The following is a 13,557-nucleotide window of genomic DNA, read 5'->3' on the forward strand; positions in this document are numbered from 1 at the left end:
CAAAGTAGGCCTGGCTACCTCCAGGCCTTACGCAAGCGCATCAACGCATCGGCAATCTGCGCCTGCGGCACCGCCGCAAACCCCAGCACCAGCCCCGCCCGCTTATCCACAGGCACCTCGCTGTCCTCCAACCAGTAACTACTCAACGGATTCACCTCCACCCCTACCGCCTCGGCCTGTGCGACCAATTCACGCTCGCGGGCAAGGTTATCCACAGCCACTTTCACATGCAGCCCCGCCGACACCTCCGGCATCGCCCCCAAGCCGGCAACTCCCTCCGGCCACCCGGCCTTGAGCACATTGCGCCGGCTCAACGCCGCCCGGCGCATGCGACGGATATGCCGCAGAAAATGCCCCTGGGCCATGAACTGGGCCATCACACACTGGGTACCCACTTCCGAATGCCGCACCGCCAAGGCCCGGGCCTGACTGAACGCCTCGACCAAACGCTGCGGCAACACCAGGTAACCCAAGCGCAGCGCGGGAAAGGCGATCTTGCCGAAGGTGCCGACGTACAGCACCCGCCCCTGCCGATCGAGTGCCGCCAACGGCGCCAGCGGCGCGCCGCTGTAGCGGTACTCACCGTCGTAGTCGTCCTCGATGATCCAGCCATCCTGGCGCTCGGCCCAGGCCAGCAGCGACAAACGCCGGGCCAGGCTCATGGTCACCCCTGTGGGGTACTGATGGGCCGGCGTTACATAGGCCAAACGACAATCAGCCAATTGTGCGAGCTTGGCGCAATCGAGCCCCTCGTCATCCACTGGCACCCCACGCACTCGCCCACCGGCGAGGGCAAAGGCGTGCCCAGCGGCGCGATACCCTGGGTTTTCCACAGCCACCGCCTCGCCGGGATGCAATAGCAACTGTGCACAAAGGCTGATGGCCTCCTGTGCGCCACTGGTGATCACAATTTGTCCAGCGCTGCACGACATGCCCCTGGAGCGGCGCAGGTAGGCGGCAATCAATTCACGCAGCTGAGGCTCTCCTGCCGGGTCGCCATAGCCTAGCTGCGCAGGCTCTGGATTTCGCCAGAAACCCGCTTGCAGCTTGGCCCACACGTCGAATGGGAATAGATCGAAGGCAGGAATACCCACCCGAAACGCCCGCGGTGGACCGCTTCTGGGCGCAGGCAAATGATGATTTTTCAGACGCTCCAGAGGCTCGCTGGAGCGGTCACTGCTGGACAAATCAACAGTATCAGACACAGGAAATGTGGATAAGTCTGTTGATAACCCACGGGATAACCCTGTGGACAGTTGTGTGGATAGTTTTGGCAGCTGACTTACATAGGTGCCGTCCCCTACCCGGCTTTCGATGTAACCCTCGGCATACAACTGGTCGTAGGCACGCACTACGCTGTTGCGCGAAAGCGCCAACATACTGGCCAGATCGCGGGTGGCCGGCAGCCGTGTGCCGCTGCTCAGGCGGCCATCCAGCACCCGCGCACGCAAAGCCTGGTAGAGCTGCTGGCTGAGGCCGCGACGTTGATCGAGGACGATCCCAGCGGGGTCGAAGGGCAACACGATGGGGCGTTCGCTCATGGGATTGGACCTATAAAATCTGTCTCGAATGGCTCTTAACCTAGACCAATAGCCTGCCTAGGATGGGGCCATTCGACAAGGAACCTGCCATGTACAACAGCAAACCCCATCAGGAGCACGACCTTGGGCGCCTGCACCAGCAGATGCTGGAAACCCGCCTGGCCGTGCTGGTGACGCATGGCGAGCAAGGCTTGCTCGCCAGCCACCTACCAGTACTGATCGACACAGGCGAAGGCGAGTTCGGCACCGTCTACGGCCACCTGGCCAAGGCCAACACGCAATGGCAGGCCCTGGAACAAGGCGGCGAAGCGTTGATGGTGTTCGCCGGGCCCGACGCCTACGTCAGCCCGAGCTTCTACCCAAGCAAGGCCGAGCACCACAAGGTGGTCCCCACCTGGAACTACCTGGCCGTGCATGCCTACGGCTGTGCTCAAGTGATCCCCGATGCAGCCGGCCTGCTGGACATCGTCAGCCGCCTGAGCGACCTGCATGAGCAAGGCCGCAGCCAACCATGGAAAGTCAGTGACGCGCCCAGTGACTACATCGACGGCATGCTGCGCGCGATTGTCGGTTTCCGCTTGCCCATCACCCGCCTGCAAGGTGCGCGCAAGCTCAGTCAGAACCGCTCGGCCGAGGACATCGCAGGCGTGCGCGAAGGCTTGGCCAACAGCGCCGATCATCAGGACCAACAACTTGCCGCGCACATGCGCCCACTCTGAAGGGATAGCCCCATGTCCACCGTCACCATCCGCCCGGTCAATGCCAACGACCACGCCGCCTGGCTGCCTCTGTGGCAAGCCTATCTGCGCTTCTACCAGACCGAGCTGCCCGCCGAGGTCAGCACGGTAACCTGGCAGCGCCTGCTCGACCCGCAGGAGCCCACCCATTCAGCGCTGGCCTGGGTCGATGGCAAGGCGGTGGGCATGGTCAACTGGATCTATCATCGTTCCAACTGGAGCATCGAAAATTCCTGCTACCTGCAGGATCTGTACGTAGACGCAGATCAGCGTGGCCTGGGTGTTGGCCGCCGGTTGATCGAACAGGTGTATGCCACAGCCAAGGCCGCTGGCTGCATCAAGGTGCATTGGCTGACTCACGAGACCAACGCTACCGCCATCAGCCTGTACGAACAGGTCGCGGAACGTCCGGGCTTCATCCAATTTCGCAAAGCGCTGTAACACAGGAGCCACATATGAGTCAGCTGTCGCACTGGAAGCCCGCTATCGTTCCTCAGGCCGAGCCCATCGAGGGGCGGTTCATTCGCCTGGAAAAGCTTGATGCGAGACGCCATGGCGAAGACCTGTGGGATGTGCTGCAAGGCCCCGAGTCTGACCCGACGCTGTGGAACTACCTGCCATACGGCCCATTTGCCGAGCGCGCCGCCTTCGACCGCTGGCTGGAGGGCAACGCGGCCAGTCGCGACCCGCTGTTCTATAGCGTCATCGACCGCACCAACGGCCAGGTGCAGGGCATACTCAGCCTGATGTCGATCGTGCCCGAGCATGGCCGCATCGAGATCGGCCACATCGCCTTTGGTGCAACCATGCAGCGCACACCGAAGGGTACTGAAGCGGTGTATTTGCTGGGCAAGCTGGGTTTTGAGCTGGGCAATCGTCGCCTGGAGTGGAAGTGCAACAACGCCAACGCCCGTTCCAAGCGGGCGGCGGAGCGCTTTGGCTTCACCTACGAGGGGGTATTCCGCAATCACATGGTGATCAAGGGGCAGAACCGCGATACGGCCTGGTATTCGATTACCGATGAAGAGTGGCCAGGGGTGGCGGCGGGGTTTGAGCGGTGGTTGAGCGAGGATAACCAACCGGCCCAGGGGCAGGTGGAATCACTGCAAGCTTGTCGTGCCAAGCTGAAGTGAGGCGTTGTCAGTACCACCGCTATCGCGGGGCAAGCCCGCTCCCACGGGTAGGCTTGCCCCGCGATAGCGGTCAAGCACACAAAAAAAGGGGAGCTATCGCTCCCCAGTGAGGTTAACCGCTTGTAGATGAAGGCTGGGCTCAGCCTTCGATCTCGATCAGGATTTCGCCCGGGGTTACCCGGTCACCTTTAGCCACATGAATGGCGACGACTTTGCCTGCGATGGCCGCTTGCACTTCGGTCTCCATCTTCATCGCTTCGGTGATCAGTACCGCCTGACCCGCCTTGACCACATCACCTTCCTTGACCAGCACATCGACGATGTTGCCCGGCATGGTGGTGCTGACGTGGCCGGGACCACTGGCCTGCTTGCGCTTGCTGCCGCCACCGCCAACGAAGTCGTTGAGCGGCTCGAACACCACTTCTTCCGGCATGCCATCGATCGACAGATAGAAGTGCCGCTTGCCTTCGGCCTTGACGCCGACACCGGTGATGTCGACGCGGTAGGTCTCGCCATGGACGTCGATGACGAACTCGGTCGGTACGCCCTCGCCGCCCACCGACGCGGCAGCGCCCGCTTCAGGGATTGGCAGCAGCTCTTCAGGCTTGAGGCTGCCAGCTTCACGTTCTTCGAGGAACTTGCGGCCAATGTCCGGGAACATGGCGAAGGTCAGTACGTCCTCTTCGCTCTTAGCTAGGGCACCGATCTCGGCACGCAGCTTGGTCATTTCTGGTTTGAGCAGATCGGCTGGGCGGACGTCGATCACCTCTTCGCTGCCGATCGCCTGGCGGCGCAGCTGCTCGTTGACCACGCCAGGCGCTTTGCCGTAACCGCCTTGCAGGTACAGCTTCACCTCGTTGGTGATGGTCTTGTAGCGCTCACCGGCCAGCACGTTGAAGAACGCCTGGGTACCGACGATCTGCGAAGTCGGGGTGACCAGCGGCGGGAAGCCGAGGTCTTCACGCACCCGCGGGATCTCCGCCAGCACTTCGTTCATGCGGTTGAGAGCGCCCTGCTCCTTGAGTTGGTTGGCCAGATTGGAAATCATCCCACCAGGCACCTGGTTGACCTGAACGCGAGTGTCCACCGCAGTGAATTCGCTCTCGAACTGGTGGTACTTCTTACGCACCGCGTAGAAGTACAGGCCGATTTCCTGCAGCAATTCCAGATCCAGACCGGTATCGAACTCGCTGCCCTTGAGCGCGGCGACCATCGACTCGGTGCCTGGGTGGCTGGTGCCCCAGGCGAAGCTGGAGATGGCGGTGTCGATGTGGTCGGCGCCGTTTTCTACCGCCTTGAGCTGGCACATGGCAGCCAGGCCGGCGGTGTCGTGCGAATGGATGAACACCGGCAGCGACTGCTCGGCCTTCAGCGCCTTGACCAGCTCGCCGGTGGCGTATGGGGTCAGCAGGCCGGCCATGTCCTTGATTGCCACCGAGTCGCAACCCATGGCTTCCATCTGCTTGGCCTGGGCAACGAAGGCATCGATGGTGTGCACCGGGCTGGTGGTGTAGGCGATGGTGCCCTGGGCGTGCTTGCCGGCAGCCTTGACCGCTTCGATGGCCACGCGCAAGTTACGCACGTCGTTCATCGCATCGAAGATGCGGAATACGTCGATGCCGTTGACCGCAGCCTTGGCCACGAAGGCTTTGACCACATCATCGCTGTAGTGGCGGTAGCCGAGCAGGTTCTGCCCGCGCAGGAGCATCTGCAGGCGGGTGTTGGGCAGTGCCGCACGCAGTTTGCGCAGGCGCTCCCACGGGTCTTCCTTGAGGAAGCGCACGCAGGCGTCGAAGGTGGCGCCGCCCCACACTTCCAGCGACCAGTAGCCGACCTTGTCGAGCTTTTCGCAGATCGGCAGCATGTCTTCGGTGCGCATGCGAGTGGCCAGCAGGGACTGGTGGGCGTCGCGCAGGATCGTGTCGGTTACGTGAATTTTCTTGGACATTATGGGGTTCCTCACAGGCCTGCGTGGGCGGCGATGGCGGCGGCGATGGCCAGGGCCAGCTCTTCGGGTTTGCGCTTGATCGAGTAGTTGGTCAGTTCTGGGTGGCTTTCAACGAAGCTGGTATTGAACTGGCCGCTACGGAATTCCGGATTACGCAGGATTTCCTGGTAGTACGCGGCGGTGGTCTTGACCCCCTGCACACGCATGTCGTCCAGGGCCCGCAGGCCGCGGTCCATGGCCTCTTCCCAGGTCAACGCCCAGACCACCAGTTTCAGGCACATCGAGTCGTAGAACGGCGGAATGGTGTAGCCGGTATAGATCGCCGTGTCGGTACGCACGCCTGGGCCGCCCGGTGCGTAATAACGAGTGATCTTGCCGAAGCTGGGGAGGAAGTTGTTCTTCGGGTCTTCGGCATTGATGCGGAACTGCAACGCATAGCCGCGGTGCTGGATGTCTTCCTGCTTGACCGACAGTGGCAGGCCGGAGGCGATGCGAATCTGCTCACGGACCACGTCGATGCCGGTGATTTCTTCAGTGATGGTGTGTTCCACCTGAACCCGGGTGTTCATTTCCATGAAGTACACCTCGCCATCGGCGAGCAGGAACTCCACGGTACCGGCGTTCTCGTAGTCCACCGCCTTGGCCGCACGTACCGCCAGGTCGCCGATGTAGGCGCGCTGCTCTGGAGTCAGCTGTGGGCTTGGGGCGATCTCGATGAGCTTCTGGTTGCGGCGCTGGATCGAGCAATCACGCTCGAACAGGTGCACCACATTGCCAAAGCTGTCACCCAGGATCTGCGCCTCGATGTGCTTGGGATTGACGATGCACTTTTCCAGGAACACTTCGGCCGAACCGAACGCCTTGGTCGCTTCGGAGATCACCCGGGGGAAGGCTTGCTCCAGCTCCTCACGGCTGTTGCAGCGACGAATACCACGGCCGCCGCCACCGGAGGTGGCCTTGAGCATGACCGGGTAGCCAATACGCTCGCCTTCGCTCAAGGCTTCGTGGATATCCGCCACGTTGCCTTCGGTACCTGGGGTCACGGGCACCCCGGCCTGGATCATGGTGCGGCGCGCTTCGGTCTTGTCGCCCATGCGGCGAATGACGTCGGCGGACGGGCCGATGAACTTGATCCCGCGCTCGGCGCAGATTTCTGCCAGTTCGGCGTTTTCCGAAAGGAAACCGTAGCCAGGATGCAAGGCATCACAGCCGGTTTCCACAGCCAGGTTGACCAGCTTGCGCGGGTTCAAATAGCCGGCCAGTGGCTCGGCACCAATGCTGTAGGCCTCGTCGGCGCGCTTGACGTGCAAGGCATGCCGGTCGGCGTCGGAAAAGATCGCCACCGAGCGAATGCCCATTTCGGCGCAGGCCCGCACGATCCGAACTGCGATTTCACCCCGGTTGGCGATCAGGATTTTTTTTATCACTGGAGTCTTCCCAAAGCCGATGGAACATACGATCCGGTTCTACCGGTCGGCGCGTGACCAGATGCAGTTGGCCAGTCGCATATTCACCCTAGCGCTGAAGGACGATAAACAAAAATCAATATTTATTAGAGGCAGCATTAGCAAAAGCTTATAGTCACGTAACAAGGTTTTGCCGGAGCGCGGAGAAAAATGCGTAAGTCATTGATGCGTATGACATTGCGTCAATTGCAGATCTTCAATGAGGTGTGCGATTTGCGTTCTTACAGCCGGGCCGCCGAGGAGATGGCGCTGACGCAACCCGCCGTTAGTCTACAGATCCGCCAGCTTGAAGAGCTGGTCGGTCAGCCACTGTTCGAATATGTCGGCAAGAAACTCTACCTCACCGAAGCCGCCGAGGCCTTGCAGCGCGCCAGCCGGGATATCTTCGGGCGGCTGGAGAACCTCGATATGCAGCTGTCGGACATGCAGGGTTCACTGCAAGGGCAGTTGAAACTGGCGATCGAATCCAGCGCCAAGTACTTCGTGCCACACCTGTTCGCTGCCTTCAAACAGCGTCACCCGGAGGTCAATCTGACCCTCACGGTAGTCAATCGCGCCCAGGCCATTCGGCGCCTTTCGGATAACCGCGACGACCTGATCATCATGTCCATGGTGCCGCAGGACATGGGCCTGGAGTTCTTGCCATTCCTGAACAACCCGATCGTTGCGGTGGCGCCGCCGGATCATCCGCTGTGCAAGCTGGAGCAGTTGCGCCTGCAGGACCTGGAACCTCATACCCTGCTGATCCGTGAACAGGGTTCGGGTACGCGCAAGGCCTGCGAGGAGTACTTCAAGGACAAGCGCGTGCACTTCACCCAGACCCTCGAAGTGGCCTCCGCCGATGCCCAGCGCGAATGCGTGATCGCAGGCTTGGGAGTTGCCCTGCTGACCCGCCACGCGGTGAACATGGAATTGGCCACCGGAGTGCTCAAGGAGTTGCCGGTCGAGGAACTGCCGCTGTACCGCAGCTGGTGCGTGGTGCAGTCCAAGGCCAAGCGGCAGTCGCCGGTGGCCTTGGCATTTCTGGCGTTCATTCGCAGCGAACGTGCGCTGATCAGCGCGCTTGTGGAGCGTTTTTCGGGGAAGCTGCCGCCGATACCTGCCACACGGTAATCTCCCTCAGGTCGGGATAATCGGCGATTTCGCGCAGCAATTGACGTTGCTCGGAGTAGCTTTCGATCGCGCGACGAAACTCCATCCGGCGCTGATCTTTCTCAGCTTGCTTGCGAGCCTTGGCGTTGGGTTGATACGAGCCATCGAAGTCACGAGCCATTGCCTGTCTCCCTGATCGAGTGCGGGAGTTTCAGACTGGCTCGAAGATTTTACGATTTCGCGGCCGAAGGGTGACAGATCGATGAAATGTGCCGTGTCAGTGCCGGTCTCACCTGGAAGCGGGCTTACCCCGCGATGAAACCGCCACCGGCACCCTGAATCAATCGTCCATGGCCTTGATCGACTTGGGCGACAACCTCAGGCTACGCAAGCTGCGCTTGACGCTCTTGAGGTGATTGACCAGGCTCGGCCCACGCGCCATGGCCACGCCCATGGCCAGCACGTCAATCACCACCAGGTGAGCAATACGCGAGGTCAGCGGGGTGTAGATCTCGGTGTCTTCATGCACATCGATCGCCAGATTGACCGTGGACAACTCGGCCAACGGCGTCTGGCTCGGGCACAGGGTAATCAGGTTGGCGCCGCTCTCACGCACCAGGTTGGCGGTGATCAACAGATCCTTGGAACGCCCCGACTGAGAGATACACACCGCCACATCGCCAGGCTTCAAGGTCACTGCCGACATCGCCTGCATGTGCGGGTCGGAATAGGCCGCCGCGCTGAGCAGCAGGCGGAAGAACTTGTGCTGGGCATCGGCAGCCACCGCACCCGACGCGCCAAAACCATAGAACTCCACGCGCTGGGCATGGGCCATGGCCGTTACCGCCTGCTGCAGCGCGTGCGGATCGAGATGCTCGCGCACTTCCATCAAGGTGTGCAGGGTGGTGTCGAAGATCTTCAGGCTGTAGTCGGCGACCGAGTCGTCTTCATGGATCGCGAACTGGCCGAAGCTGGCGCCAGCGGCCAGGCTTTGCGCCAGCTTGAGCTTGAGGTCCTGAAATCCAGAGCAGCCAATCGCCCTGCAGAAACGCACGATGGTCGGCTCGCTGATACCAACGTTATGCGCCAGATCCGCCATGGAACTGTGCATGACGGCAGCCGGATCAAGTAGCACATGGTCAGCCACTTTCAGTTCCGATTTGCGCAGCAGATGGCGCGATTGGGCGATATGTTGCAACAGATTCACGGGCTGGACTCGGTTATGATCGGCTGGCCGGGATGTAGCTTTCTTGTAGTTATACTACATGACCGGCAACCCGCCCAGTTAAACGAACGTGGAGAGTGGTGGCTTGACTATTCCTTGCGACATTCTGGTCTTCGGCGGCACGGGCGACCTGGCCCTGCACAAATTGCTGCCGGCGCTCTACCACCTGTATCGCGAGGCACGCCTGCACAATGCGGTGCGGATCATCTCTCTGGCCCGGCGCAACCTGAGCCGTGACGACTACCTGAAACTCGCCGAGCGCCATTGCCGGGCCCAGATCGCCCGCCACGATTTCGAAGAGGAAGTCTGGTGGCGCTTCAGCGCCAGGCTCGATTACTTCCCCATGGACGCCTCGCAAAGCGCCGACTTCGGCCGCCTGGCGCGCTATCTCGGCGAGCCAGGAGGACTGGCGCGGATCTACTACCTGGCGACCGCGCCCAACCTGTTCGTGCCCATTGCCAATCACCTGCGCATCGCCGGGCTGGCCGATCACGAAGCACGTATCGTGCTGGAGAAGCCCATCGGCCATTCGCTGGAGTCGGCCACCGCGATCAACGAAGCGATCGGCGCAGTATTCGATGAATCGCAGGTGTTTCGTATCGACCACTACCTGGGCAAGGAAACTGTGCAGAACCTGATGGCGCTGCGCTTTGCCAATGCCCTGCTGGAGCCGGTTTGGCGCAATGGCCAGGTCGATCACGTGCAGATCAGCGTCTGTGAAACCTTGGGGGTGGAGAATCGTGGCGGTTACTACGACCGTGCTGGCGCCACCCGCGACATGCTGCAAAACCACCTGCTGCAGTTGCTGTGCCTGGTGGCGATGGAGCCCCCAGCGCAATTCGACGCCGAAGCGGTGCGCGACGAGAAGGTGAAGATTCTCCGCGCGCTCAAGCCGATCACTGGCCAGGATGTGCAGGACAAGACCGTGCGCGGCCAATACAGTGCCGGGCGTATCGGTGGCCAGGAAGTGCCGGCCTACTATTTTGAAAAAGACGTCGACAATGACAGCGACACCGAGACCTTCGTTGCCGTCCAGGCGCAGATCGACAACTGGCGCTGGGCCGGCGTGCCGTTCTACCTGCGCACCGGCAAACGCATGGCGCGCCGCACCTCGCAGATCGTCATCCAGTTCAAGCCGGTGCCGCATGAGCTGTTCAGCGGCGGCCAGGTCAACCAACTGCTTATCCAACTGCAACCCGACGAGCGCATCAGCCTGCGCATGATGACCAAAAGCCCAGGCAAGGGCATGCGCCTGGAACCGGTGGAACTTGACCTGAACCTGGCCCAGGTATTCGGCCAGACCCGTCGCTGGGAAGCCTACGAGCGGCTGCTGCTGGATGTGCTCGACGGCGACTCGACCTTGTTCATGCGCCGCGACGAGGTCGAGGCGGCCTGGGCCTGGATCGACCCGATGCTCAAAGGTTGGGAAGAACACTTCCAGGCACCGCGCCCCTATCACGCAGGCAGTAATGGCCCCGAATCTGCCAACACCCTGCTGACTCGCCAGGGAAGAGCTTGGCATAGCTGAAAGTTTTCTGACTGCATGTGCAGATCGAACAAGTGAAATATGGCGACTCCGCAACACACGTTGCATTCATGGAAGGAGTACGCAATATGACTATCGAAACCAAAGGTTGGGTTGCACAAATGGACAACATGCCTGGCAGCGTCAGCTTCCGGGTATATGGCTCCGTTGTGGTTGCACACCCGGGACTCAATCCCACCCTCAGCGTTCGCGACATTCAGGACAAGTCCTTTGCGCTGGCCCTGGAGCTCAAGCTGGAAGCTGTCGAGGGTATCTATCCTCAGGTCGTCACGGAAAAAACCATGTCCTTCAAAATGCCGGGCGATCACAGCAACATCCCTAAAGTGGATATCTTCTACCAAGGGCAGTTGATCCATAGCATCACCGATATTCTGGTCACCCACTGACCCACGCGGTGGGGGGCCCTCCTGGGCTCCCTACTTGGTCACACCTTGCAATGCGCTTTGCAACAGTGCCTTGAACGCCCAAGCATCGACAGGGCGACTGATCAAATAGCCCTGAGCCTCATCGCAGCCCTGCTCGCGTAAAAAGCTCAGCTGTTCATTGGTTTCCACCCCTTCGGCCACCACGCCCAACCCCAGGCTCTGGGCCATGACGATGATCGCGCGGGTGATGGCGGCATCCTGACTGCCCTCGTGCAGCCCGCGGATGAACGCCTGGTCGATCTTCACGTAGTCGACCGGGAAGCGCTTGAGGTAGCTCAGTGACGAGTAGCCGGTGCCGAAGTCATCGATGGCCAGTTTCACCCCCAGCTCATGCAGTTGCTCGAAGGTGGCGATGATGTGCTCGACGCTGTCGAGCAATTGGCTCTCGGTCAGTTCCAACTCCAGCAGATGCGGCGCCAGGCCGGTTTCCTCCAGCACTTGGCGCACCAGGCTGATCAACTTGCCCTGGCGCAGTTGATAGACCGACAGGTTCACCGACACGCGAATCTGCAGCCCTTCGCGCAGCCATTCACAGGCTTGCCAGCAGGCCTGACGCAAGACGAATTCGCCCATGGGTGCGATCAACCCGGTCTCTTCCGCCAGACCTATGAACTCCCCTGGCGGGACCATCCCCAACTGCGGATGCTGCCAGCGCACCAGGGCTTCGGCGGCATGCAGGCGGCCGGTGCGCAGGCACAACTTGGGCTGGTAATAAACCAGCAGTTGGCCTTCATCGATGGCCTTGCGCAGTTGGTTCTCCAACTGCAGGCGCTCGACGGTACTGGCGCGCAGGCTTTCGGTATAGAACTGGAAGTTATCCCCGCCCAGATGCTTAGCATGCTGCTTGGCCATGTCGGCCTGGCTGATCAGGGTATTGCCATCGAAGCTGGCATCGGCCAGCACACTGATGCCTACCGAGGCGCTGATGACCACCTCGTGGCCATCCAGGCGCTGCGGTACGCGCAATTTGTCCAACAGCCGGGTAGTCACCCGCACCAGGCTGGAGAGATTGCTGTAGCCATCGAACAACACTGCGAATTCGTCACCCGACAGCCGCGCCACGGTATCGGCCTCCGGCACGGCATTGGCGATGCGCTGGGCGATTTTCTTGATCAGTTGGTCGGCCAGTTCATGACCGAGGCTTTCGTTAAGCAGCTTGAAGCGATCCAGGTCGATGTGCAGCAACGCCAGGCTACGGCCACTGACCCGCACCCGCTGGCCGGCCTCATGCAAGCGCAGGCGGAATAGCGCGCGGTTGGCCAGACCGCTCAATTCGTCATAGTGGGCCAAGTAACGCAGACGCTCTTCCGATGCTCGCCGGGCCGACAGATCGGTGAAGAAGCCGACCACATTGCTCAGATTGCCGTGGGCATCGCGCACCCCAGTGAGCTGCAACCATTGCGGGTATAGCTCGCCATTTTTGCGCGCCTCCACCAGTTCGCCCTGCCAGTGGCCGTGTTGGCGCAGGGCTAGATCGATGGCTAGGTTGTGACGACGCACATCGCTGCTACAAGGCAGCTCGAGCAGGTCACGCGCCAGCAGTTCGGCACGCGCGTAGCCGGTCATCTGGCAAAACGCCTGGTTGACTGCCAGCAGTGAGAACTCGGCGTTGAGGATAACGATGCCTTCATTACACGCCTCGAACACCGTCGAGGCGAGGCGCTGCTGCTCTTCGAGGGCTTTTTGCGCGTAGATGCGCTGCAGGTCCTCGCTCAGCGCCTGGTTCTGGAAACGCCGCACCAGGCTACGGTCGATCAACCGGTTGACCTGCCAGGCCACCACCATCAGCGCCGCCAGCAAGATCAGGCCAAGCCAGCCCCAGCCACGCTGGTGACCGGCCTCGAAATAGAACAAGTAGACAATCGGCGGTAGCAGACAGGGCAAGGCAAAACTGAGAAACGCCGGCAGGCTGACCGCATAGGCGACGCTTGCCGACAACGCCGCCATCCCCAGCAGACCGAAGATCCACGCCTGTTCGGCGAAATTATCCACAGGCACCCAGGCGATTGCGGCGCAGGCCAGGGTCAGGCCGCTGAAGGCAGAGCCTGCCAGGAACATGCGCCACCAGTTGGGGCTGGCTTGACGCTCAGCCGTGGCCCTGTCGAACGCGGCGACCTGGATCACCCGTAGGGCCACCAGCGCCAACAGCCAGACCAGCCACGCAGCAACCAGCAGATAGCGCCCAGGGCTCCACAACAGCCAGGCGCAGAGCAAGCCGTTGAGCAGCATGAACAGTGTTGGCAGCAGCGAGCCTTGGTAGAGCAGGCGGGTGCGCTCGATGGAGAGCTGGGTGGCAAATTGCCGTCGCACGCTCCTGGTCTGCGACGATGCGCCGATCGTCGTGCAATCCTGGGTCATAGGGCTGGTTCTTGTTGTGTTCTTGTTAGGGATGACCGCAAACGTGCTGGGAGAATACACAAACGCTGCTTGCGGCCAAACTGCTC

General features: G+C 61.2%; 12 protein-coding genes. 6 read left to right on the forward strand and 6 right to left on the reverse strand.

Annotated features, from left to right (window positions below; all coding sequences use genetic code 11):
- Positions 1–14: 14 nt before the first annotated feature.
- A complete protein-coding gene (locus tag OIU19_RS05770) occupies positions 15–1,541 on the reverse strand; it encodes a PLP-dependent aminotransferase family protein (protein ID WP_264234073.1) in 1,527 nt (508 codons plus the stop codon).
- A gap of 89 nt (positions 1,542–1,630) precedes the next feature.
- Here OIU19_RS05770 and OIU19_RS05775 point away from each other — a divergent pair, with 89 nt between their 5' ends.
- Genes OIU19_RS05775 through OIU19_RS05785 form a run of 3 tightly spaced genes read left to right on the forward strand, consistent with a single transcriptional unit; the run spans position 1,631 to position 3,411 of the window.
- Positions 1,631–2,260, forward strand: coding sequence for an FMN-binding negative transcriptional regulator (locus tag OIU19_RS05775; RefSeq protein WP_264234075.1), 630 nt, complete (start codon positions 1,631–1,633; stop codon positions 2,258–2,260).
- A gap of 12 nt (positions 2,261–2,272) precedes the next feature.
- A complete protein-coding gene (locus tag OIU19_RS05780) occupies positions 2,273–2,719 on the forward strand; it encodes a GNAT family N-acetyltransferase (protein ID WP_264234077.1) in 447 nt (148 codons plus the stop codon).
- A 14-nt stretch (positions 2,720–2,733) separates the two neighbouring features.
- Positions 2,734–3,411 (forward strand): GNAT family N-acetyltransferase, encoded by a 678-nt coding sequence (locus OIU19_RS05785; protein WP_264234079.1) that lies wholly within the window; start codon positions 2,734–2,736, stop codon positions 3,409–3,411.
- 139 nt (positions 3,412–3,550) lie between these two features.
- Here OIU19_RS05785 and oadA read toward each other — a convergent pair whose 3' ends face one another.
- Together oadA and OIU19_RS05795 are read right to left on the reverse strand one after the other, a co-directional pair.
- Positions 3,551–5,359, reverse strand: coding sequence for a sodium-extruding oxaloacetate decarboxylase subunit alpha (gene oadA, locus OIU19_RS05790; RefSeq protein WP_264234080.1), 1,809 nt, complete (start codon positions 5,357–5,359; stop codon positions 3,551–3,553).
- A gap of 11 nt (positions 5,360–5,370) precedes the next feature.
- A complete protein-coding gene (locus tag OIU19_RS05795; protein WP_186553070.1) occupies positions 5,371–6,786 on the reverse strand; it encodes an acetyl-CoA carboxylase biotin carboxylase subunit in 1,416 nt (471 codons plus the stop codon).
- Positions 6,787–6,975: 189 nt separating this feature from the next.
- Between OIU19_RS05795 and OIU19_RS05800 the strand changes: the two genes are divergently transcribed.
- A complete protein-coding gene (locus OIU19_RS05800) occupies positions 6,976–7,938 on the forward strand; it encodes a LysR family transcriptional regulator (protein ID WP_319004487.1) in 963 nt (320 codons plus the stop codon).
- On the opposite strand, the gene OIU19_RS05805 is transcribed toward OIU19_RS05800, so the two are convergent.
- The gene (locus tag OIU19_RS05805; protein ID WP_264234082.1) at positions 7,880–8,098 is read right to left on the reverse strand and encodes a PA3496 family putative envelope integrity protein; all 219 of its coding nucleotides are present in this window, start codon (positions 8,096–8,098) and stop codon (positions 7,880–7,882) included. The genes OIU19_RS05800 and OIU19_RS05805 overlap by 59 nt on opposite strands.
- Positions 8,099–8,257: 159 nt before the next feature.
- Entirely contained in the window at positions 8,258–9,124 is an 867-nt protein-coding gene (gene hexR, locus OIU19_RS05810) for a transcriptional regulator HexR (protein WP_186553073.1), read from the reverse strand.
- Positions 9,125–9,227: 103 nt separating this feature from the next.
- On the opposite strand from hexR, the gene zwf reads away from it, so the two are divergent.
- Both zwf and OIU19_RS05820 read left to right on the forward strand, forming a co-directional pair.
- Positions 9,228–10,670, forward strand: a complete 1,443-nt coding sequence (gene zwf, locus OIU19_RS05815) for a glucose-6-phosphate dehydrogenase (RefSeq protein WP_264234084.1) — start codon at positions 9,228–9,230, stop codon at positions 10,668–10,670.
- An 86-nt stretch (positions 10,671–10,756) separates the two neighbouring features.
- Positions 10,757–11,074, forward strand: a complete 318-nt coding sequence (locus OIU19_RS05820; protein WP_264234086.1) for a hypothetical protein — start codon at positions 10,757–10,759, stop codon at positions 11,072–11,074.
- A 30-nt stretch (positions 11,075–11,104) separates the two neighbouring features.
- Here OIU19_RS05820 and OIU19_RS05825 read toward each other — a convergent pair whose 3' ends face one another.
- Complete coding sequence (locus tag OIU19_RS05825; RefSeq protein ID WP_372353287.1) at positions 11,105–13,423, reverse strand: putative bifunctional diguanylate cyclase/phosphodiesterase; 2,319 nt, start codon at positions 13,421–13,423, stop codon at positions 11,105–11,107.
- Between the last annotated feature and the right edge of the window lie 134 nt (positions 13,424–13,557).

This window comes from Pseudomonas sp. BT-42-2 (assembly GCF_025847435.2).
Classification (GTDB): domain Bacteria; phylum Pseudomonadota; class Gammaproteobacteria; order Pseudomonadales; family Pseudomonadaceae; genus Aquipseudomonas; species Aquipseudomonas urmiensis.

What these genes read in the sequence shown, in the direction of transcription:
- OIU19_RS05770 (WP_264234073.1), bottom strand. Translation starts at nt 1,541, where the DNA reads ATGAGCGAACGCCCCATCGTGTTGCCCTTCGACCCCGCTGGGATCGTC.
- OIU19_RS05775 (WP_264234075.1), top strand. Translation starts at nt 1,631, where the DNA reads ATGTACAACAGCAAACCCCATCAGGAGCACGACCTTGGGCGCCTGCAC.
- OIU19_RS05780 (WP_264234077.1), top strand. Translation starts at nt 2,273, where the DNA reads ATGTCCACCGTCACCATCCGCCCGGTCAATGCCAACGACCACGCCGCC.
- OIU19_RS05785 (WP_264234079.1), top strand. Translation starts at nt 2,734, where the DNA reads ATGAGTCAGCTGTCGCACTGGAAGCCCGCTATCGTTCCTCAGGCCGAG.
- oadA (WP_264234080.1), bottom strand. Translation starts at nt 5,359, where the DNA reads ATGTCCAAGAAAATTCACGTAACCGACACGATCCTGCGCGACGCCCAC.
- OIU19_RS05800 (WP_319004487.1), top strand. Translation starts at nt 6,976, where the DNA reads ATGCGTAAGTCATTGATGCGTATGACATTGCGTCAATTGCAGATCTTC.
- OIU19_RS05805 (WP_264234082.1), bottom strand. Translation starts at nt 8,098, where the DNA reads ATGGCTCGTGACTTCGATGGCTCGTATCAACCCAACGCCAAGGCTCGC.
- OIU19_RS05820 (WP_264234086.1), top strand. Translation starts at nt 10,757, where the DNA reads ATGACTATCGAAACCAAAGGTTGGGTTGCACAAATGGACAACATGCCT.